General features: G+C 48.0%; 19 protein-coding genes. 14 read left to right on the top strand and 5 right to left on the bottom strand.

Annotated features, from left to right (window positions below; translation table 11 throughout):
- Nucleotides 1-12: 12 nt before the first annotated feature.
- Both MKQ68_RS03960 and ltaE read right to left on the bottom strand, forming a co-directional pair.
- The gene (locus MKQ68_RS03960; RefSeq protein ID WP_264282174.1) at nt 13-2,646 is read right to left on the bottom strand and encodes a valine--tRNA ligase; all 2,634 of its coding nucleotides are present in this window, start codon (nt 2,644-2,646) and stop codon (nt 13-15) included.
- A gap of 692 nt (nt 2,647-3,338) precedes the next feature.
- Nucleotides 3,339-4,361: a low-specificity L-threonine aldolase gene (gene ltaE, locus MKQ68_RS03965; protein WP_264282175.1), complete on the bottom strand. Its 1,023-nt coding sequence runs from the start codon at nt 4,359-4,361 to the stop codon at nt 3,339-3,341.
- A 312-nt stretch (nt 4,362-4,673) separates the two neighbouring features.
- Here ltaE and MKQ68_RS03970 point away from each other — a divergent pair, with 312 nt between their 5' ends.
- From MKQ68_RS03970 to MKQ68_RS03995, 6 genes are all read left to right on the top strand, one after another.
- Complete coding sequence (locus MKQ68_RS03970) at nt 4,674-5,531, top strand: sigma-70 family RNA polymerase sigma factor (protein ID WP_012793808.1); 858 nt, start codon at nt 4,674-4,676, stop codon at nt 5,529-5,531.
- Nucleotides 5,532-5,653: 122 nt separating this feature from the next.
- The gene (locus MKQ68_RS03975) at nt 5,654-6,076 is read left to right on the top strand and encodes a DUF4249 domain-containing protein (protein WP_264282176.1); all 423 of its coding nucleotides are present in this window, start codon (nt 5,654-5,656) and stop codon (nt 6,074-6,076) included.
- Nucleotides 6,037-6,531, top strand: coding sequence for a DUF4249 domain-containing protein (locus MKQ68_RS03980; protein WP_264282177.1), 495 nt, complete (start codon nt 6,037-6,039; stop codon nt 6,529-6,531). The genes MKQ68_RS03975 and MKQ68_RS03980 overlap by 40 nt, the downstream gene beginning before the upstream one ends.
- 34 nt (nt 6,532-6,565) lie before the next feature.
- Nucleotides 6,566-7,516 (top strand): thioredoxin-disulfide reductase, encoded by a 951-nt coding sequence (gene trxB / locus MKQ68_RS03985; protein WP_244841540.1) that lies wholly within the window; start codon nt 6,566-6,568, stop codon nt 7,514-7,516.
- Nucleotides 7,517-7,580: 64 nt separating this feature from the next.
- On the top strand, nt 7,581-7,931 hold the full coding sequence (gene folB / locus MKQ68_RS03990; RefSeq protein WP_264282178.1) for a dihydroneopterin aldolase: 351 nt from the start codon (nt 7,581-7,583) through the stop codon (nt 7,929-7,931).
- A 39-nt stretch (nt 7,932-7,970) separates the two neighbouring features.
- Complete coding sequence (locus MKQ68_RS03995; protein ID WP_264282179.1) at nt 7,971-8,726, top strand: tetratricopeptide repeat protein; 756 nt, start codon at nt 7,971-7,973, stop codon at nt 8,724-8,726.
- Nucleotides 8,727-8,979: 253 nt separating this feature from the next.
- Here MKQ68_RS03995 and MKQ68_RS04000 read toward each other — a convergent pair whose 3' ends face one another.
- Nucleotides 8,980-10,311 carry an MATE family efflux transporter gene (locus MKQ68_RS04000; protein WP_264282180.1) on the bottom strand — a complete coding sequence of 444 codons (1,332 nt, stop codon included), beginning with the start codon at nt 10,309-10,311 and terminating at the stop codon, nt 8,980-8,982.
- Nucleotides 10,312-10,411: 100 nt separating this feature from the next.
- Between MKQ68_RS04000 and MKQ68_RS04005 the strand changes: the two genes are divergently transcribed.
- The 4 genes from MKQ68_RS04005 to MKQ68_RS04020 are packed head-to-tail and all read left to right on the top strand — an operon-like array spanning nt 10,412 to nt 12,768.
- Nucleotides 10,412-11,287, top strand: a complete 876-nt coding sequence (locus tag MKQ68_RS04005; RefSeq protein WP_264282181.1) for a DUF3822 family protein — start codon at nt 10,412-10,414, stop codon at nt 11,285-11,287.
- A 44-nt stretch (nt 11,288-11,331) separates the two neighbouring features.
- Entirely contained in the window at nt 11,332-11,832 is a 501-nt protein-coding gene (locus tag MKQ68_RS04010) for an RsmD family RNA methyltransferase (protein ID WP_264282182.1), read from the top strand.
- Between the two features lie 4 nt (nt 11,833-11,836).
- Nucleotides 11,837-12,310 (top strand): pantetheine-phosphate adenylyltransferase, encoded by a 474-nt coding sequence (gene coaD, locus MKQ68_RS04015; RefSeq protein ID WP_244841524.1) that lies wholly within the window; start codon nt 11,837-11,839, stop codon nt 12,308-12,310.
- An 11-nt stretch (nt 12,311-12,321) separates the two neighbouring features.
- Nucleotides 12,322-12,768: a hotdog fold thioesterase gene (locus MKQ68_RS04020; RefSeq protein WP_264282183.1), complete on the top strand. Its 447-nt coding sequence runs from the start codon at nt 12,322-12,324 to the stop codon at nt 12,766-12,768.
- 240 nt (nt 12,769-13,008) lie between these two features.
- Here the strand turns inward: MKQ68_RS04020 and MKQ68_RS04025 are convergent, their stop codons facing one another.
- On the bottom strand, nt 13,009-13,626 hold the full coding sequence (locus MKQ68_RS04025; RefSeq protein WP_264282184.1) for an NUDIX hydrolase: 618 nt from the start codon (nt 13,624-13,626) through the stop codon (nt 13,009-13,011).
- A gap of 62 nt (nt 13,627-13,688) precedes the next feature.
- On the opposite strand from MKQ68_RS04025, the gene pyrE reads away from it, so the two are divergent.
- Together pyrE and MKQ68_RS04035 are read left to right on the top strand one after the other, a co-directional pair.
- A complete protein-coding gene (gene pyrE / locus MKQ68_RS04030; protein ID WP_264282185.1) occupies nt 13,689-14,324 on the top strand; it encodes an orotate phosphoribosyltransferase in 636 nt (211 codons plus the stop codon).
- 49 nt (nt 14,325-14,373) lie between these two features.
- Nucleotides 14,374-14,748: a heavy-metal-associated domain-containing protein gene (locus tag MKQ68_RS04035; RefSeq protein ID WP_264282186.1), complete on the top strand. Its 375-nt coding sequence runs from the start codon at nt 14,374-14,376 to the stop codon at nt 14,746-14,748.
- Nucleotides 14,749-14,862: 114 nt separating this feature from the next.
- Here the strand turns inward: MKQ68_RS04035 and MKQ68_RS04040 are convergent, their stop codons facing one another.
- Nucleotides 14,863-15,318 carry an LEA/WHy family protein gene (locus tag MKQ68_RS04040; RefSeq protein ID WP_264282187.1) on the bottom strand — a complete coding sequence of 152 codons (456 nt, stop codon included), beginning with the start codon at nt 15,316-15,318 and terminating at the stop codon, nt 14,863-14,865.
- 2,157 nt (nt 15,319-17,475) lie between these two features.
- Here MKQ68_RS04040 and MKQ68_RS04045 point away from each other — a divergent pair.
- Both MKQ68_RS04045 and MKQ68_RS04050 read left to right on the top strand, forming a co-directional pair.
- Nucleotides 17,476-18,117 carry a WbqC family protein gene (locus MKQ68_RS04045; protein ID WP_244841515.1) on the top strand — a complete coding sequence of 214 codons (642 nt, stop codon included), beginning with the start codon at nt 17,476-17,478 and terminating at the stop codon, nt 18,115-18,117.
- Nucleotides 18,118-18,821: 704 nt separating this feature from the next.
- On the top strand, nt 18,822-20,246 hold the full coding sequence (locus MKQ68_RS04050; protein WP_264282188.1) for a type III PLP-dependent enzyme domain-containing protein: 1,425 nt from the start codon (nt 18,822-18,824) through the stop codon (nt 20,244-20,246).
- Nucleotides 20,247-20,604 lie beyond the last annotated feature (358 nt).

A 20,604-nucleotide genomic window follows, 5' to 3' on the forward strand; every position in this document is an offset into this window, starting at 1 on the left:
CGCTCTCCAAAATTATAACAGTTTCAAACTTTCCTCGATTACTTTGATCTTGTCCTCCGCATCTGCCTTCTTTTTCCTTTCCACCTCTACGATCTCCGGCTTGGCGTTGGCCACGAAGCGTTCGTTACTCAGCTTCTTTTCTACCGATATCAAAAAGCCTTTCTGGTATTCCAGGTCTTTCAGCAACTGGTCTTTCTGCGCCGCAGTATCCAGTTCCGTTTCTGTTTTGATGTAACACTTATCTTTCTGGATGACCAGCGCAATTGCACCGGTTACCGCTTCTTTCGTGTACGTCACCGCACTGGCGTTCACCTGCTTGCCGAGTATTTGTTCAATACGACGGAAAGCCGCTTCGTTGCTGGTTTCGATATGCAGCTCCACCGGATCCTTTGGTTTGATCTGGTGTTTGTTGCGCGAATCGCGGATGCTCGTGATCACTTCTTTCGCCAACTCGCCATCGGCAAGGATGGCGCTGTCGATCGTACCCGGAGCAGCAAACTGGCGGATCACCAGGTCGTCGCCGGCGGCACGGTCTTTCAGCAGGTGATAGATTTCTTCTGTTACGAACGGCATGAACGGGTGCAGCAACTGCATCAGCCTTTCGTAGAAGTTGATCGTTTGCTCATACACCTGCGCATCGATCGGCTGTTCAAAGCCAGGTTTGATCCACTCGAGGTACCAGCTGCAGAAGTCGTCCCAGATGAGGCTGTAGATGGTTTTCAGCGCTTCACTCAGGCGGAAGTCTTTCATCAGGCTTTCTACCTCGGTGTGCGCCTCGTTCAGGCGGCTTTCGAACCAGGTTACAGCGAAATGCGGGATCGTAGCTTTTGTATCTTCTACTTTCCACATTTTTACCAGCTTGAGGGCGTTCCACATCTTATTGGTGAAGTTGCGACCCTGCTCACAGCTGGTATCGTCGAACAGCAAGTCATTGCCCGCGGGCGAAGATATCATGATGCCGAAGCGAACCGCGTCCGAACCAAACTTCTCGATCAGTTCCAGCAGATCGGGCGAGTTACCCAGTGACTTACTCATTTTACGGCCTTGTTTGTCGCGCACCATGCCGGTAAAGTATACGTCGCTGAAAGGCTTTTCCTGCTTGTATTCCAGGCCGGCCATGATCATACGGGCCACCCAAAAGAAGATGATATCCTGACCCGTTACCAGCACGTTGGTAGGGTAGTAGTAATTGATTTCCTCGTTGCCCGGTCTGGTAATTCCGTCGAACACCTCGATCGGCCATAACCAGCTGGAGAACCAGGTATCCAGGCAATCTGCATCCTGGCGCAGTTCGCCGTTAGGCGCACCGAACTTCTCCGTATACAGGCGTACCGCTTCTTCCTGCGACTCGGCCACTACAAAGTTGCCGCTCTCGTCATAATACGCCGGTATGCGCTGTCCCCACCACAACTGGCGGCTGATGCACCAGTCCTTCACATTCTCCATCCAGTACTTGTACGTCGCCATAAAACGATCGCCGGGGTGAATGCGTACTTCGCCGCTGGTCACCGCTTCCAGGGCAGGTTTGGCCAGTTCGGCCATTTTCACGAACCACTGGGTAGAAATGCGCGGTTCCACTACCGTAGTAGGGTTACGCTGCGAGTATCCCAGGCGGGTGGTATATTCTTCTTCCTTGATCAGCAAGCCTTGCTCTGCCAGCGTGGCAACTACCTTTTTGCGGGCAACGAAGCGGTCTTCGCCCACAAATACGATCGCGGCCTCGCTCAGCGTGCCGTCGTCGTTCAGCGTGTCCACCACTTCCAGGTTGTGTTTGAGCCCCAGGTTGTAGTCATTGATATCGTGTGCAGGCGTCACTTTCAACGCACCGGTACCGAAGGCAGGATCCACGTAATTATCGAAAATGATCGGCACTTTACGGTCGATCATCGGTACCAGGGCGAAGTGGCCTTTCAGATGTTTGTAGCGCTCATCATCCGGGTTTACGCAGATCGCCGTATCGCCCATGATCGTTTCCGGGCGTTGGGTGGCGATGGTAATGAACTCGCCTGTCTTTTCGCCGGCCGCATTCACGATCGGGTACTTTACATGGTACAGTTTGCCGGTGAGGTCTTTGTATTCCACCTCTTCGTCGCTCAGCGCCGTTTTGGCCTTACTGTCCCAGTTGATCATACGCGCGCCGCGGTACAGCAAACCCTTATTGTACAGGTCTACGAATACCTTGATCACCGCTTTGTAATAATGATCATCCATCGTAAAGCTAACACGGTCCCAGTCGCAGGAGCAGCCCAGCTTTTTGATCTGGTGGTAAATGATACCGCCGTATTTATCCTTCCACTCGTACGCGTGTTCCAGGAACGTTTCGCGGGTGAGCTGTGATTTATCGATGCCTTTTTCTTTTTTGAGCATCTCTACCACCTTGGCTTCGGTGGCAATGGAAGCATGGTCAGAACCGGGGACCCAGCAGGCATTGAAGCCGCTCATGCGGGCTTTACGGATCAAAATGTCCTGTACGGTTTCGTTCAGGGTGTGGCCCATGTGCAGTACCCCCGTAACGTTAGGGGGCGGTATCACAATGGTAAACGGCGGCCTGCCGTCTGGTTTGGAGCTGAAATAACCATTGTCCATCCAGTGCGCGTACCACCTTTCTTCCGTACCCGAGGGGGTATAGTTCTTCGATAATTCCATATACGAGGTAAAAACGTTGAATCGCAAAAATAACCAGAAAGCAGTGAATTACAATAATAGTTGCACCAGCTCTTCACCCTGTTCAGCCGCCGTTGTGTCACTCACTGCACCGTCTGGTGCTTTCCTCAGCGATTAAAGACGATCCTTCGTGGATCCTTCGAAGATCCTTGCTGTCAACACCCTGTATCAGCACTGTGACAGCGAGTTGACAGCAACCGCAGCAAGGATCCCCGGAGGATCCCGGGAGGCTGGAGGTAGTCAGGAGGATAGTTGGTTGTCGTGAGAAGCCCTTGAGGGGCGGGTTGCGTCATGGAAATGTTGTAAGAGTGCAAAAGTTGTAGAGGGGAAGTCCAATGTAAGTCCAATAGGAGAGTTATGTGAGAGTTATGTGAGAGTTATGTGAGAGTTATGTGAGAGTTATGTGAGAGTTATGTGAGAGTTATGTGAGTGTCCCGTCCTAAAATAGGTTTACACCCTTGTGAGATAATCCGGATTAAGGTTTACACCTGTCTTATACTAGAAAAACTTGAGAGCTAGTTTGTCACATTTTAAAAAGGTTCACACCCATATGAGGTGATCCGCATAAGGTTCATGCCCATGTAAGATAATCCCCCATCAAAATTTACATTCCTATTTGTTAAAAGCCCGGCAACGGATCACGTAGCCGGGCTTACAATCGTCTAAATATGTTTTTACAACCCCATCGCTGCAATAATGTCACAAACCCTGTCAGTCATTTCCGTAGTCACATCAAGGTGAGTGACCATGCGTACCTGGGTGGCAGATACGACGTGGGCCAATACGCCGTGCTGGCGTAGGTGGTCGGTAAAGGTTACCGGCGTCCAGTCGCCTTGTACGTCGAAAATGATGATGTTCGTGTCTACGGGCAGCATGTGACCGGTAAAGTCGCGTTTCAGGAGCGCGCGGGCAATGCGTTTAGCATTGGTATGATCGTCTGCCAGGCGGCTGATGTTATGTTCCATGGCGTATAGTCCGCAGGCAGCCATATAACCTGCCTGGCGCAACCCGCCACCTAACCTTTTACGTACTCTTCTGGCTTGTTTGATGTAATTGGCGCTGCCCATCAATACAGATCCCATCGGACATCCCATGCCTTTGTTGAGGCACACGGAGATGCTGTCGAACAGGCGGCCGTAGGCTTTGGGCTGCTGTCCGGTCGCTACCAAAGCGTTAAACAGGCGGGCGCCGTCCAGGTGCAGGGCCAGGTCGTGCCGGTCGCATACCTCGCGTATCTGCTCCAGCTGCTCAAACTCGTAGCAGCAGCCACCGCCACGGTTGCTCGTATTTTCCAGTGATACGATTGAAGTACGGGCCTTGTGAACGTCATCCGGGTTGATGGCATTGATAATATCGGCAGCTGCAAGCAGGCCGCGGTCGCTTTCTATAGGTTTGACCTGCACGCCGGAGTTGGAGGCGATGCCGCCGCCTTCGTAAATGTATACGTGGGCGTGCTCGCCGCAAATCAATTCGTCGCCGGGTTGCGTATGTACTTTAATGGCGATCTGGTTGCTCATGGTGCCGGAAGGGCAGTAAAGGGCTGCTTCCATGCCAAAATGCGCTGCCATAATGGCCTCGAGTTGGTTCACGCTTGGGTCCTCACCCCAAACATCGTCGCCGGTAGCTGCATGCATCATCGCTTCCATCATGGCAGGCGATGGCTTGGTGAAAGTGTCGCTTCTTAAGTCCGTAATCATTGAAAATTTTACAATAAGAGTATTAATAAATTAGAGATCTTGTTAATTTAAAGACCGTTCTTTTTCAGTTGTTAAAATTTGTTTAAAGCACTCAAAATACTTAATAAAAGGCTATAATTTTACGTTTTGATTCAGTATTTTGTTATTAGCTGCTTAATGAGAAGAGATAGGAGTGAAGTTATTTGGAAACGTGTGGGATTAGCACGATCTTTGCAGGCTTTTTATAGCAAATTGTAAGGTATAACATTTAAATAATTACAACAAAATTTTTTTTTGAGTGTTATACATTTTTCTAAACCAATACTTTAAAATATGAGGCAACTTAAAATTGCCACCCAGATCACCAATCGTGATTCGCAGGCGGTAGAAAAATACCTGCAGGAAATCTCGAAGATCCCTTTGTTAACTCCGGAGGAAGAGACTGTGTTGGCTCAGCGCATTAAAATGGGCGATCAAAAGGCTCTTGAAAGATTAACCACAGGCAACTTACGTTTCGTTGTGTCCGTTGCTAAACAATATCAGCACCAGGGGCTCAGCCTGAGCGACCTGATCAACGAGGGTAACCTTGGCTTGATTAAAGCAGCCCAGCGTTTCGATGAAACCAAAGGTTTTAAATTCATTTCGTATGCAGTATGGTGGATTCGCCAATCCATTCTGCAGGCGTTGGCCGAACAGGGTCGTCTTGTTCGTCTGCCGCAAAACAAAATTGGCACTTATAATAAAGCTAACAAAGCTTATATGGCTTTCGAACAGGAGAACGAGCGTGAACCTTCTACCGAGGAACTCGCAGAAATCCTGGAAATGTCAGAATCGGAGATCAACAATATCTTCCAGAGCAACACCCGCCATATGTCACTGGACGCACCAGTACATGAAGCCGAAGACGTAGCTATGGGCGACCTGCTGGAAGGTGGCGATATTACCGACGACGATGTAATGCGCGACTCCCTTCGCGAGGAGATCCGCAGGGTGCTGAAATCACTCAGCCCCCGTGAAGCCGAGATTGTGAACGCGTATTTTGGTCTGGATGGAGAAAACGGCGCCACTATCGAACAGATAGGGCAGAAATATGATCTGACAAAAGAAAGGATTCGTCAAATTAAAGAAAGAGCTATCAAACGCCTTCAGAAAGCACGTTATAGCGGCGCTTTGAAATCCTATCTGGGTTAAACAGGCAATATCAGAAAATATTTTAATGGTTTAAGCGCCGGCCTGTTTTTACACGGCCGGCGTTTTTTAATGGCCAATATTCTCATTTCTACCTAAGACCTGTTATTTTTGCAAACTGTGTTATGCGTAGCGTTCACTTCCTTTTCCTCATCACCATCTTCTTTGCCGCCTGCGAACGCACGGTGGAGATTGACCTGCTCGACAGGGAAAGTAAGCTGGTAGTGGAAGGGCAGATAGAAAACGGGCAGTATCCCCGGGTTTCCCTCAGCAGGAGCCTGGATTTCTACTCGAAAATAACGCCTGGCATACTCGAAAGTTCTTACATTCACGGCGCTGTAATCACCGTATCCAACGGCATCCGCACGCACCGGCTCAGGGAGTATAGCGTAAAGGTGAGCGACTCGCTCCGCATTTACTACTACTCTGCCGATCCGGCTTCGGCATCCACCATTTTCCGGGGGCGCTTAATACCACCTACACGCTGCACATCGAAGCGGAAGGCAAGGTGTACGACGCCACCACCACGATACCGGCGAACGACCTGAAGCTGGACAGCCTGTGGTGGGAACCGACAGACGGGGACGATACCAGTAAGGTGCGCATCGTCGTACGGGCAACAGATCCGCCGGAGCGTGGTAATTACGTAAGGTATTTTACCGCCCGCAACCGGCAGAGCTTTTTACCCGGACTGAACTCCGTCACCGACGACCAGGTGGTGAACGGCACCACCTTTAACATCCCGGTAGATGCGGGGTTTGACAGGAGCCAGAAGCTGGACCTTGATACATATGGGTTCTTCTTCCGTGGCGATACGGTGCGGGTGAAGTTCTGTAACATCGACAAAGGCACCTTCGATTTCTGGCGAACGCTGGACTTTGCTTTTACCGCGGCCGGTAATCCGTTTACTTCGCCGGTGAAAGTGCTGGGCAATGTAGACGGAGCTTTAGGGTACTGGGGCGGTTACGCAGCACAATTTAAGACCATTATAATACCAAAATAAACCAACCAATCATTCAATTTATTCAAACGACAGCATGGAAACAAACACGCAAAGTGAGCATGTGCACCTCCTCATCATCGGTTCCGGCCCTGCCGGTTACACCGCAGCTATTTACGCTGCGCGTGCAAACCTCAAACCGGTGCTGTACCAGGGTATTCAACCTGGCGGGCAGCTTACCATTACCACAGAAGTAGAAAACTATCCCGGCTACCCCGAAGGCATTCAGGGCCCGGAAATGATGGTAGATTTTGAAAAACAGGCGACCCGCATGGGCGCTGATATCCGCTTTGGTATGGCTACGAAGGTAGACCTGTCCAAACAACCGTTTACCGTTATCATCGACGAAGAAAAGACCATTACCGCCGATGCGTTGATCATCGCTACAGGTGCCTCTGCCAAATGGCTGGGCCTCCCGAGCGAGCAGCGCCTCAATGGTAGCGGCGTATCCGCGTGTGCGGTGTGCGACGGCTTCTTCTTCCGTGGCAAAGAGGTAGCGATCGTAGGTGCGGGCGATACCGCGGCCGAAGAAGCACTGTATCTGTCTAAACTTTGCTCTAACGTACACATGATCGTGCGCAGGCACGAAATGCGTGCTTCTAAAGTAATGCAGGACAGGGTACTGAAAGCTTCCAACATCATGGTATACTGGAACAGCGAAACCGATGAGGTGCTGGGCGAAAACAAGGTAGAGGCGGTAAGACTGGTGAACAACCAGACGAACGTTAAAACCGAGATCCCGGTGAGCGCATTCTTCGTAGCGATCGGTCACCAGCCTAACTCAGGCATTTTTAACGGTCAGCTGGAAATGGACGAACAGGGTTACATCAAAACGGTTCCCGGTACTTCCAAAACTAACATCGAAGGCGTATTCGCCTGCGGCGACGTGCAGGACAAAATCTACCGCCAGGCCGTAACGGCTGCAGGTAGCGGTTGTATGGCTGCACTGGACGCAGAGCGTTACCTTTCCGCAAAAGAACATCACTAATTTTTCCATAAAGGGAAGAGGTTCCGGCCTTTTCCCTTTTCCTTTCTTATAAAAAGCCTGCGTTATGCTTACGGTAGCCCTGGAACAACTCCGCTTTTTCGCCTACCACGGTTTTTATGCCGAAGAAGGCGTTCTGGGCAACGACTTTCTCCTCGATATTTATGTAAGTTTTCCCGAACCGGAACAGGTAGAGGCACTGGCCGAAACCGTGAACTACGCTGCGTTGTACGACATTGCCCGCGAAGCGATGGTGGTACCGCAACCACTGCTGGAACAGGTCGTGTATGATATTTCCGACCTCATCCACCGCCGGTTCCCGAATATTAGTCAGACCAAAGTAGCACTCCGTAAAATGAACCCGCCCATGGGCGCGGAAATCCGCAATTCGCTCGTAGTGCTTGAAAAGAATTACTGATACTTCCCGTATATTTATTACCGTTAAATAACCCGTCCTATGTTTAAAAACATTTTTTTCCTGCTGATACCGGTGCTTACTGCTTTCAGCCTGCAAGCACAAACGGTGGAAGATCTACAGGCCGAAGCGCAGGCGCTGGAGAAACAGATGAACGAAGCCGGCGCGTTACAGAAGTACAAAGAAGTACTGAAGATCCAACCCGCTAATGTACCCGCGCTGGTACAATCAAGCCTGCTGGCCGTAAAAGAAGGCTTCCGGCAGAAAGATAAAGAAGCGAAACAAACGTTATATAATGAAGCGAAGGCGTATGCCGAACAGGCGTTGCAGGCCGATGCCTCCAATGCCCAGGCCAACTTTGCGATGGCAGTGGTATTAGGCCGGATTGGTCTCATATCCCCCGCAAAAGAAAAAGTAGCCGCCGCCAAAGAGGTGAAGAAGTACGCGGACCTGGCCCTCCGGTTTAATCCCGATTACGGTGAGGCTTACCACCTGTTAGGCAAATGGAACTTCGAACTGGCGAACATGAGCAGCCTGGAACGTACGGCCGCCAAGGTGCTGTTCGGCGGCGTTCCCCCAGGCACCATCCAGGACGCGATCGCGAATTATGAAAAATGCCGTAAGCTGAAACCTGGTTACATCATCAACTACTATGACCTGGCTATCGCTTACCATCAGGATAATAAGGATACCGAAGCGATGGAGATACTGAAGAAAGTGAACGGCGTGCGCCCGGTTTTCCAGGATGATGTGCAAACGAAGGCAGAGGCGAAAAAGATGTTGGAAGGATTGCAGTAGCCGCGATGAAGCTTTTCTCTTGCCGTCATGGCGACCGCAGGGAGGTCAATCTCGTATGCAGTCTCAGCGCGGGCGATTTACGGAGATTGGAGCGATCTATCTATTCGTCATGGCAACCGCAGGGAGGTCAGTCTCGTATGCAGTCTCAGCGCGAGTGATTACGGAGATTGGAGCGATCTATCTATTCGTCATAGCGACCGCAGGGAAGCCAACTTCCGCGACAGTCTCCGCGTTTGCAACATTTCCTGGGGACTTACAACTGCTTCCCCTTCCATTTTCCACTCTTCAAATACCAGGCAGCCAGCACCAATACGGTGATCCAGTAAATAAATTCAGAGCCCCATGCCCAGTGCAGGGGCTTTTGCCATTGTTCGATTACCACTTCACAATATACGAGGTACAGGATTACTGCCGTAAACTCGATGAGCAGGTTCACCTTCGTGTTGCCCGTACCCGTTACCCCGCTAAACACCACCGACGACACCGCCGTGGTGAGAATACTGGCCGTTAGCATGCGGACAGAAGGCAGGGCTTCCTGAATCAGCGTGGCATCCGGTGTATAGATGGCGAGCAACTGGTGAGGAAACAGGTTTACCACGAGACAAACCACCGAAACGCAGGCCAGGCTGTAGCCCGCGATCTTGCGGATGATACCGGTCACTTCAAACTCGCGGCCCTGGCCAATGAGATTACTCACCATTGTGTTAGCCGTAGACCCCAGCGCCCATATAAATACCGACAGTATGCCGAACAGGCTGCGCATCATGTTGGAAATGGCCAGGGGCCTTTGTCCCAGGTGTTCGATGAAGATGAAGAACACCAGCCAGCTGCCCACTGCGAACAGGTACTGTACAATGAGCGGCGCCGCTACAGTAAGTGTAGAACGAATAGCGGCGAACTGCGGCCGCAGGTATTGAAACAGGTGAAACTGCTTATGATATTTCAGGATGAACAGCATGGCGAAAGCGGTGACGAACCCCGTGCATTCCGCGATGATAGAGGCATAGGCGGCGCCATTCAATCCCATCGCCGGGAAGCCGAGTTTACCGAAGATGAGCGCATAATCCATCCCGATATTGGTAAACTCCATGAATACAGACGTTACCGCGAGAATGCGGGTATTCGTAGTGCCGATATAAAATGAGTTGGCCAGTCCCATCATCATGAGGAAAGGTAGTCCCCACATACGAATGCGGATGAAGGAGAGCGCAGCTTCCTGGATTTGCGGGTCGTGCAGGGAGCTGGCAAAGATGATAGGGGCCAGCACGGCAGTAACGCCTATCGCGAGGAACGCGAACACCAGCCCAAGCCAGATGCCGCTGCCAAACAGGCGGCCGATGCCCGGATAGTTCGTTTCTCCCGCCCGGCGTGCGATCAGGATCTGCATACCGTTGTTGAGCCCATGAGAGATCATGTACATCACCAGGTAATACAACCCAGCAATGCCATTCGCCGCCATTTCGAATTGTCCGAGCCGCCCCAGGAAGGCGACGTTGGTCATGTGATTGATCTGGGGTATAATGAGCGCCAGCCATATGGGCGCCGCTATTTTGAACACCTGTCTGTTCGATGTATCTACTCGCATATAACTAATGCCGCAAAGATACTTAAACCTTTTACAGACCACCATTTCGGGGCAGTTTTCAACAATTTTGCCTATTATTGTGCCTTACAAAAGACCATATATGCCCGTGGCTTACACGATACAACCCACTTTTGCGATTGATGACACCAGTTTGCTGGAAACAGACCTCACTACCTGCCACCTTGTGGTACTGGTTGGTAAGGGCACTTTCAGCTATGCCGTGTACACCGCCGCAATGCGGAAGTTCCTGGCATTGAAGTCTTACAGCTTTCAGCCTGCTACCGGTGCGGTGGCGGAGCTGGAAATGATCGAACAGGTGTTTGATGCAGACAAACTGCTGCTCACTGCCTTTAAAGAAGTGCTGCTCGCTTTCGATACGGCCGACAATACGCTGGTACCCGAAATGTTTTACGGCGCACAACTGAAAAAAGACTTTCTGCACGTTGCCCACCAGGAAAAAATGCAGGAAGCCGTACTCACGGATACGCTGCCTGAACTTGGCATGGTAAACGTATATGCTACCGATAAAGACATCCTGGGTTTCTTACGTAAAGAGTTTTCTACCGATAAAGTAGTACACGCGCACACCGCGTTGCTCAAAGCTTATAACCAGGACCCGGACATTCACAGCCCGGACGGCACAGTATTTATCGAAGTACAGCAACAGAAATTTACACTCACTTTATATTCCTCCGGTAACCTTTTACTGCAGCAGCAATTCACCTATAAAAGCGGGCTGGATGTAGTGTACTATGCTGTAAATGCCCTGCGCCAGCTGCAACTATCGGAGCAGGACGTGCGGGTGAAACTCGGCGGCGCGCTGGAAGAACATTCACAGGTATACCAGGAGCTGTATAAGTTTATACCTAAACTGTCGTGGGTGCAGCGGCCGGACGGTTTCTCTTTCCTCGCAAAGATGCAGGAAGTTCCCTCGCACCATTTCCATAACCTGTATGCACTAGCCTTATGCGTATAATTGGCGGCGAGCTGGGAGGCCGGAGGATTAATCCGCCTACCAATATGCCACATACCAGGCCTACCACCGACATCGCGAAAGGAGGCCTTTTCAACATCATCGAGAATAACCTGGATATAACTGCTCTTAAGACACTGGACATATTCGGGGGCACCGGGGCTATCAGCTACGAGCTGGCTTCGCGTGGGGCAGCGGATCAAACTATCGTAGAGAAAGATCCTAACATGGCGAACTTTATCCAGAAAACGGCGGACTCGTTAGGCGTGAAGCTGAAACTGGTGCGGATGGATGTGTTTAAATACCTCGAGCATTGTACCGATAAGTTCGACTTCATTTTCGCTGGTCCACCCTACGCGCTGGATACCATCGACGAATTACCAAAGATCATTTTTGAGCGGCAGTTGCTGAACCCGGAAGGTTGGTTTGTGCTGGAGCATACGCCTCGCAATAACTATAAAGAATTTTCCTATTACCGTACCGAAAGAAATTATGGTACGACGATCTTCTCGGTGTTCATCAACCGTGAGGAGCTTAGAAAACCTTAATGCCATGCAACGCATCTGTTTATTTCCCGGCACCTTCGACCCGGTTACATTTGGACACACCGACGTGATCGACCGCGCCATCGACCTGTTCGATGAACTGATTATCGGCATTGGCGTAAACGCCGGTAAACAACCGATGTATTCCGTAGAGCAGCGTGTGGCCTGGATCAAAGAGATCTACAAAGACCAGCCGAAGATCAAAGTGGCTTCTTATGAAGGGTTGACAGTTAATTTCTGTAAAAAGGTAAACGCACAATTCATCCTCCGCGGCATTCGTTATGTGAGCGATTTCGAGTACGAAAAGGCCATTGCAGATATGAACCGGATGATGGACGATTCCATCGAAACTATCTTCCTTACCTGTTCACCACGCTACAGCACCGTAGCATCAACACTGGTGCGGGATGTGATCCGGAATGGGGGCGACGCCAGTCAGTTTGTGCCCGAGCCGGTATTAAAAACAATCAGGAACGCATAATTCAGCATATCATGAAACCAATCTGGCATTCGATGAACGTGTCGCTCGAGCAATTGAACGAGAACGGGAAGGGTACTTTGGGCGAGCATCTGGGCATGGAGTTTACAGAAATCGGTCCGGACTACCTGCGTGCCATGATGCCGGTGGACCACCGTACGGTGCAGCCTTACGGCTTATTACATGGTGGTGCTTCCGCAGCACTGGCCGAAACGGTGGGTAGTGTGGCCGCTGCACTTGTTCTAAATCCTGAAAAGCAGCTGGCAGTGGGGTTGGAGATCAATGCCAACCACGTTCGTGGTGTACGGGAAGGATACGTGCACGCGATCGCCAAACCGCTTCATTTGGGTGCTACCACCCATGTTTGGGACATCCGGATTACGGACGACCATCATAAGTTGGTGTGTATAAGCCGGTTAACGGTGGCGGTTCTACAGAAAAAGAATCAAACAGAAGATTAAGATAGAGCGCCGCCGGGTGGTACTCTCTTTTTATAAGTTATTGTGTACCAACAGGCTGACAGCAGCGGTGTTACAGGAAAAGAATCGAACGTAAGATTAAGATATAGCGGCGTGCTGAAATGGCACGCCGCTTTTTTTATACTGTTTGAGGGACGGGTGTGACGCTTATGATGTATGGGGTGCCTTTAGCGGCCGGATAAGTCGCTGTGTTTGTTTACTGCGTTACACCTTCCTGTGTTTTTATCGCTTCGCTCTCCATGCTTCAAACACATTGATGATGTTCTGGTAGGAGAATTTCAGGTACTTATCTACATTTTCCTGTTTCACCCACTCAATATCCATAATATCTTCTTCGATCTGTGGTACCGTCAGCTCCGTTCCGGTGAAGTGCATGGCGTACCAGTGGCTGTGTTTGAGTACTCGCTTGCCTTTGTGGGAATAATAATGGAAGGTTTCGGTAATCTTATCGCCCAGGGTAACCGAGTGTAAGCCCGTTTCTTCCCTCACTTCGCGTAGGGCGCACTCTTCAATCGTTTCGCCGTCGTCCCATTTCCCCTTGGGCAAGTCCCACTTGTTGCGGCGGAAGATCATGAGTACATCGCCGGCGGGGTTGGTGACGAGTCCACCACCTGCTTCCAGCACCGTATATTTTGCTTTCACTTGATTGAACAGGCTGGCCGGGTCTGCTGTGCGAAGGATCGCGCCGGGCAGGGCATCCCGTTCCATTTTTTCCAGTACATCCGCGATGGCAGCATCGTTCGGCTCGCTAAAGGATGGGAGGTCGCCGGGGATATTTGTGTCGGGTGATACGATGTGAAGCGATCGTTCGTTTATATAGATGACAATGGGTGTTTGCATGCGTGCAAAAGTAGCAAATTCCAAGTAGTGCCTTTTCTGCATTTTGCTTTACTTTTGCGGTCATGAACAAAGTAAGTGAAAAGCAGGTAGCAGAGAAACTGTTACAGGTACAAGCCGTAAAGCTGAGTCCATCGGAGCCCTTCACCTGGGCTTCTGGCTGGAAGTCGCCTATTTATTGCGACAACCGTAAGATCTTATCTTACCCTTATGTTAGGGATTATATCAAGTCGGAGATGAGTAACATTGTTTTCGACGTGTTTCCGGAAGCCGATGTGATCGCGGGCGTAGCGACTGCGGGCATCCCGCACGGGGCCATGGTAGCGGATCAGCTTAAACTGCCGTTCATTTACGTTCGTTCCAAGCCAAAAGAGCATGGCATGGGCAGGCAAATTGAAGGCGTACTGGAGGCCGGACAGCGTGTTGTGGTAATCGAGGACCTGATCTCCACGGGCAAAAGCAGCCTGGAAGCGGTGCAGGCGATCCGTGCGGAAGGTGGCAACGTCATCGGTATGGTATCTATCTTTAACTATGGCTTCGATATCGCGGTAAAAGCGATGGAAGAGGCGGGCGTTTCTTACCGTTCTATGAGTAACTACAATGCACTTATCGAGCTGGCGGTAGAGAAAGGCCTGGTGTCTGAAGCGGAACAGGAAACGTTAAATTCCTGGAGAACGTCGCCAAGCACCTGGGGTAAGTGATATATTTGAATTTTTGTTTGTATATTAGATTATAAAATTCAATTTATTTATGCGTATCATTAGATTATTGCTCGTGTTTATGTTCGTGGGAATGGGCGCTACAATGGCCCAGGCCAAGAAAGGCACCCTGGCTACTGTAGTGATTAAAACCCCTACGGTTCAGTGCGCGATGTGTAAGCAAACCATCGAACGGTTTATGTACCAGGAGGAAGGTGTGCAGTCCTGCAAGGTCGATTTCAAAAAGAAGACCACTACGATGAAGTATTATACAGACCGTACCAACGTAGAGAACTTGAGAGCGGCGATCGCCAATACCGGCTATGATGCGGACGACGTAACAGCGGCCGAAGATGCTTACAAAGCGCTTCCCACCTGCTGCAAGAAGCCTGAAGACGGTGGTGGACAGCCGAAGAAAAAGGGATAAGTATTAGTATAGAGTAATAGTAAGGGCCGCCTGTCTTAGGGCGGCCATTTTTTATGCACAAAAGCCGGTCGCTCCCTGGGAGTGACCGGCTTTTACGTTATAAAGAGAGGCTGTTTAGAAAAGCCCCAGTTGCTGTTTCGTTTCACATTTGATCGGAAACGGCAGGAATACCCCACCTTTACCTACCTTACATTTACCGCTCGCCTTGATCGTCACCTCCTTAGACACCAGGGCGGTAAGGGCGTTTTTGAACACGTTCGACATGTCCACCTCCATCTTCACCGGGAAGTAGAAGGTATCCTTCGCTGGTATATATATTAAGGTATCCTGGCTGGAGTGACCCACCTTTACATCATTCAGGAACAGGTCGAAATCTGCCTCTTTCAGCTTCAGGTTGAAACCGTTTGGGTTGTAATAAGCGATGCTCATGCGCACTACACTTTTAGTGAAACCGAGGTTATCCAGGCCAAAGTTAGCCACGTTTATAAACTCCAGGTCCTTCATCTTTTCGCAGGAACTCATGCTGGCCCAGGCGGCGAGTACAACTATTAACAGGCGGGTATGCTTCATCAGAAAACGTCTTTTTTAAGTCGGGATTTTGCGCCCAAACCTACGCCGTATTTTCCAATTTCTAGCAGGAGTGGGGTGGGTTTAACAATGATTTACAGCTTACGCGATTTGATGAGAATCTTTGAAATGTATAATGACAAAAGATTTTAAGGGTTGTGGTCAATTGTTGTCTGACGGTAATTTGGACGATGTGTTTATTAAGGGAATCCTATCATTCATCGGCCTGGAAATTGCCTTTGCGCCGTATCTAAAGATCCGAAAGTTAATCATTTGTGTCCGAAGTTTGGATGCTGCCAGACCTCGTCTTTATTCAAAATGTTCGTTCGGCCAAATGCGTTTTAAAGCTCTCATATCATAAAAATAAGCCCAACTGAGCATTTTTAAAAGCTGGCAATGTTACCCCAAAAGGGCCGCTTTGCAGGAAAAGCGATACAATAATGTGGTTTTGAGAGGTTGATCACGCGTTTTTAGAAACTCTTCTAATGCACATACTATTATAAATATTGGCTGGCTATCTACGAGAAATCGGCTTGTTGACATCCCCGTAAAGTAACAAACTGGGTTTTTATGGTGTTGGAAAAGGAGATTAGTTAATGCTGTTTATAGGTATAGGTGAGGCAGTTCGCGCGTCTTTTATTGCTTCAATATTATAAAAAACGTAAATATTCAGCTGTAAAATCATCTGTTATTTTAGCTGCCGGAGTCGTAAACTCGCTGCCATTGAACTAACTACCGGGCGCCGATTCATGTCTTTTTCGGCAGTGAAACGATGCACAATTCGCTACATTTCTAGTGAACACATTACAAAAACTACTGAACCAATCATCTTTAGTAGAACCTTAGGAGACATCAAAAGCCATAAAATCATCCGTTTAGGCCCAAATATGAGGCGGTAAAATTTCATCAATTTTAGGATTTTATCGGTGCATCGCGTGTCAAAAAAATTGTGCTTTGCTCCAACCTTGGATTTAAAATCCACATAGTTAGAATGGATGCTGACGTCAAAATTCGAACACTGTGACATGAGAAATAGCGCGTAAGTATAAAAAAAAGCGAAAATATGTTTACAGCGAACTTGTCCATCTTATTATCCCGAATAGACCCTATCGCGATTTTTAGCATCATCAAAAAAGTGGAAAACGTGATTTCGAAACTTGAAAAATCATGACAATTCGGGCAGGCATATACCTATAATATTAAATATGTCGAAGGCGTTTTTCCCTGTTTGACTGGTCTTGAAATGATAAAAACGAAAATTTTCAACGCGACTTTTTAAACTATTGAATAGATAGGAGCTAAAATTATTACGACGAATATTGAAAATGTATTATGCGTTTACTGTGATTAGCTTGCCTGTAAGTAGTGTATTTATAAAGTATTTCTTCTATGTGTGTGGGCTTGATCGCCTATTTAATGCCACCCTCCATTTTTCGGAATCGCACTTTCAGGTCCCGATATGTTTTTAAAAAATCAAATATGATCCTGCTTGTTCGCCGGCTTGATTTGAATTAGTTCTCCTTTCATGCTGTTTATATTTAATGTGTCCGGCCTGTAACACAAGGTCGATATTTGTAATATGATGCCTACTTTTACCCGGATATATGTGTTTTTCGCCTACATGTGTTATAGCGAAATCAACGACCGAAAATATCAAAATGTGACATAATGTCGCAGAGCAATAGGTGCCGAAATGGGCCATTTTTGGCTGATCTGGTTCCTCCTTATCGTTGTCCTGATCCGACTGCCTGGGTTCGTTCGAACGAAACACTTACAGCTCATCTTCTCCAAAATTTGGTAGCCGGTGGCTCCGGGAGTCCCATCGATTTTCTACTTCGGCAAACTCAGCTTTTAGCATCTCAATTTTCCACGCGTTTTTCTCAGCTTTTTCGGCGGGTCGGGGAAGGGTATCTATTTGATATTTTACTTCAAATAAAATTGGCTGAAAATGAACTAAAAAATCTACTAATTACTTTAGTATTTTTGCATAGAAATTGGTTTTGGAAGAAGTTGACATCTTACTAAAGATAGTAGCATATTTTATTTAATTCTATGAGCTGTTAAACAAAGGGTTAAGTCATTTAATTGCAAGCTTAATATTTAATTTCATATAACCATTTATAATTGATTTCGACATCTAAATTTAAAAACTCAGACACTATGTCAGAAGGACTAAAAATGACTTCTTTGTTGGTTGATTCTCAATATTTTCCGCCTATTGAGTGTTATAAAACTTTAATTAATGTTGACATATTGAAGATTGAGAGATATGAACACTACCAGAAAGTAAGTTTTAGGAACCGCTGCTACATTGCCGGACCAAATGGCCGTATACTTTTAAGCGTCCCGCTCGTAAAAGGGAAAAATCAGCGGACGATCATGAAGGATGTTAAGATCAGCGATGCCGAAAATTGGCAGGCCCTGCATTGGAAAACTTTGGTATCGGCCTATCGTCGGTCGCCCTGGTTTGAATATTTCGAGGAAGACCTTCAGTCGTTATATGAGCAGAAGTTTGAATATTTGTTGGATTGGAATCAGGCCTGTTTCGAGTGGGTTAACAAACGCATCGGTTTTGAGAAAGCTGCCATTTTTACAGATCAATATCAAACGACTGAAGAGTTAGTAAATGTGACTGATGCTCGTGACCGGTTTACGCCACCGGGTGATCAGGATGAACAGGCAGGTATCACTAACTATACCCAGGTGTTCCAGGAACGGGTCGGCTTCCTCCGAAACCTGAGCATTTTAGATCTGCTGTTTTGTGAAGGCAAGCGTTCGATCGAGGTGTTGAAAAATGCTTAAATCATCCCCGCTGATATGCAGTCAAATGGCTGCGTGATGTTTAGGAGATTAGGGGCACGTCGGTAAGCGAAGACATCGCTGCATGAATACATGTTTTCATTTTCCCTCGATGCTCATTTCGGTGGGGGAGTAAAATGGTCTTTCGATGCCAGGCAGTTTAATTTCGTTTTTCATGACAATTCTCCAGGTAGGCATAGCTCCTGAAGACAGGGGTTCGGATGTTCTATTTGATTTGGGTAACTTACGCAATCAGTTAAAGACGGGTAGTCAACTTTTGTGTCTGGCTTGTGAGGGGGAGCGGGCTTGGGCGAGCCGGCTGCGCAATTGGTCTGTCTGAAGTCATTACAATATAGGTGTCCGGCAACGCATATTGCCAGGCGGGGTTCTCCCGGACTGATGCTATTTTACCTTTTTTGTTCGCGTGCGCCGGCAGCAGGGTCGGGACGCGCCGGGCTGGTGTGGAACGACCGCCGCCAAAGTCATGCAATTGTTTGGTTTGTAGGATTTTAGAGAACGGTTCACCCTTTCATAAAAAAGATCGAAGTTTTTAGAAAACCAATGGAATAAAAAAGTAGATTTGCAGCCTATTGCTGGGAAACGAACTTACGTAGGTGTGTAAACCAGAAGTTTTCAGCAGGAAATCAAGGACATTTATCCTGAAGTTTAGATTTTTTTACTCATTTAAAATTCATTCTCAGCAGTAAATGAACAACACCTACACGGACCTCGTTAACCAAACGTTCGAGTTTCCACAGGAAGGCTTCGATGTGAAGGAGAGTTACCTTCAGTTCAACGGTTTGAACATAAAGGCACTGATCGACAAGTATGGCACTCCTTTCAAGCTGACGTATCTCCCCAAAATCGGGATGCAGGTAAATAAGGCGAAGAAGATGTTCCAGGATGCGATCAAGAAGAACAAGTACGACGGCAACTATTATTATTGTTATTGTACTAAAAGTTCTCACTTCTCTTTTATAATGGAGGAGACCCTGAAACACGGCGTTCATATTGAAACCTCTTTCGCGTACGACATCGACATCATTAACAAGCTGTACGAAAGAAAGAAGATAACCAAGGATACCTTCGTTATCTGTAACGGTTACAAAACGAAATCTTACACCCGGGCCATCGCCAAACTGGTAAACAGTGGTTTCCGTAACGTGATACCGGTGTTAGATAATAAAGAGGAGCTGGAAGACTACAGCAAGTTGATCAGGACAAAAGATCCGGTGAAACTTGGTCTGAGGGTAGCAGCGGAAGAAGAACCAACCTTTGATTTTTATACTTCGAGGCTGGGTATCCGCTCCAGGGACATTCTCGAATTTTATGTAGATAAACTGAAGGGCAACAGTAAGTTCGAACTAAAGATGTTGCACTTCTTTATGAATAAGGGGATCAAGGACGATATCTATTATTGGAGCCAGTTTAACAGGGTTGTAAACCTGTACTGCCAGTTAAAGAAAATTTGTCCGGAGTTGGAGAGCATCAACATTGGTGGTGGGTTCCCGATCAAACACTCCCTTGGGTTCGACTATGATTACGCTTACATCGTGAACGAGATCGTAGCCAACATCAAAAGTGTTTGTAAAAAGAACAAAGTACCCGTTCCGGATATCTATACAGAATTTGGATCGTTTACGGTAGGAGAGAGTGGTGCGGTAATATATAGTGTGATTGGCGAAAAGATGCAGAACGACCGCGAGATCTGGTATATGATCGATAGCTCTTTCATCACTACCTTGCCAGATACCTGGGGCATAGGAGAAAAGTTCCTGATGCTACCCATTAATAAATGGGACGAGGAGTACCAGGAAGTACACCTGGGTGGATTAACCTGTGATGGGTATGACTTTTATACATCAGAAGAGCATATCAACGCAGTGTTCCTTCCCAAGGCGTCCAATGGTAAAGAACCGCAAACGGCCAGTGAAAAAGAGCCGCTTTATATCGGCTTCTTCCACACGGGCGCTTACCAGGACCAACTCAGTGGTTACGGGGGCATCAAGCACTGCCTGATCCCTTCGCCGAAGCACGTGATTGTTGGGTACGACAAAAACGGACAATTAAAAGATTGGCTATACGCAAAAGAGCAAACAGCTCAAAGCATGCTTAAGATTTTGGGTTATTAAAAAAATGGGTTAGTAATCCACACGCGGCCCCTCGACTTTTCGAGGGGCATATTTTTTTCCCGCCTGTCACAATACATGTGCTGATATGCCCCGGTTTTCCTTACTTAGTTTAAAAAAGAATAGGTCCCCCAATGAAGGAAGACCCATTAATTTCATAGTAGAGACGTAAAACTAAAAAGTCATAGACATAGCTTGGATAATAGAACACGATTTCGAACATTCATAGATCGTCAGGACAAACGGAATAAATCATAGCTTAGGAAAATAGAACGCCTTAATTCATAGTCAGGATAAATGGAACAATTCACAAGTTGGATAAATAGCAGACTCTAAAGGCATAGTGTAATTCAGGTAAATC

The organism is Chitinophaga horti, from assembly GCF_022867795.2.
GTDB lineage: Bacteria > Bacteroidota > Bacteroidia > Chitinophagales > Chitinophagaceae > Chitinophaga > Chitinophaga horti.

Excerpts from the sequence above, each read along its gene's own strand:
- MKQ68_RS03995 (WP_264282179.1), top strand. The coding sequence starts at position 7,971 with ATGTTTAAAAACATTTTTTTCCTGCTGATACCGGTGCTTACTGCTTTC.
- MKQ68_RS04010 (WP_264282182.1), top strand. The coding sequence starts at position 11,332 with ATGCCACATACCAGGCCTACCACCGACATCGCGAAAGGAGGCCTTTTC.
- MKQ68_RS03970 (WP_012793808.1), top strand. The coding sequence starts at position 4,674 with ATGAGGCAACTTAAAATTGCCACCCAGATCACCAATCGTGATTCGCAG.
- trxB (WP_244841540.1), top strand. The coding sequence starts at position 6,566 with ATGGAAACAAACACGCAAAGTGAGCATGTGCACCTCCTCATCATCGGT.
- MKQ68_RS04035 (WP_264282186.1), top strand. The coding sequence starts at position 14,374 with ATGCGTATCATTAGATTATTGCTCGTGTTTATGTTCGTGGGAATGGGC.
- MKQ68_RS04005 (WP_264282181.1), top strand. The coding sequence starts at position 10,412 with ATGCCCGTGGCTTACACGATACAACCCACTTTTGCGATTGATGACACC.
- MKQ68_RS04025 (WP_264282184.1), bottom strand. The coding sequence starts at position 13,626 with ATGCAAACACCCATTGTCATCTATATAAACGAACGATCGCTTCACATC.
- coaD (WP_244841524.1), top strand. The coding sequence starts at position 11,837 with ATGCAACGCATCTGTTTATTTCCCGGCACCTTCGACCCGGTTACATTT.
- MKQ68_RS03960 (WP_264282174.1), bottom strand. The coding sequence starts at position 2,646 with ATGGAATTATCGAAGAACTATACCCCCTCGGGTACGGAAGAAAGGTGG.
- MKQ68_RS04040 (WP_264282187.1), bottom strand. The coding sequence starts at position 15,318 with ATGAAGCATACCCGCCTGTTAATAGTTGTACTCGCCGCCTGGGCCAGC.
- folB (WP_264282178.1), top strand. The coding sequence starts at position 7,581 with ATGCTTACGGTAGCCCTGGAACAACTCCGCTTTTTCGCCTACCACGGT.
- MKQ68_RS04000 (WP_264282180.1), bottom strand. The coding sequence starts at position 10,311 with ATGCGAGTAGATACATCGAACAGACAGGTGTTCAAAATAGCGGCGCCC.
- MKQ68_RS04045 (WP_244841515.1), top strand. The coding sequence starts at position 17,476 with ATGTCAGAAGGACTAAAAATGACTTCTTTGTTGGTTGATTCTCAATAT.
- pyrE (WP_264282185.1), top strand. The coding sequence starts at position 13,689 with ATGAACAAAGTAAGTGAAAAGCAGGTAGCAGAGAAACTGTTACAGGTA.
- MKQ68_RS04020 (WP_264282183.1), top strand. The coding sequence starts at position 12,322 with ATGAAACCAATCTGGCATTCGATGAACGTGTCGCTCGAGCAATTGAAC.
- MKQ68_RS03975 (WP_264282176.1), top strand. The coding sequence starts at position 5,654 with ATGCGTAGCGTTCACTTCCTTTTCCTCATCACCATCTTCTTTGCCGCC.
- ltaE (WP_264282175.1), bottom strand. The coding sequence starts at position 4,361 with ATGATTACGGACTTAAGAAGCGACACTTTCACCAAGCCATCGCCTGCC.
- MKQ68_RS04050 (WP_264282188.1), top strand. The coding sequence starts at position 18,822 with ATGAACAACACCTACACGGACCTCGTTAACCAAACGTTCGAGTTTCCA.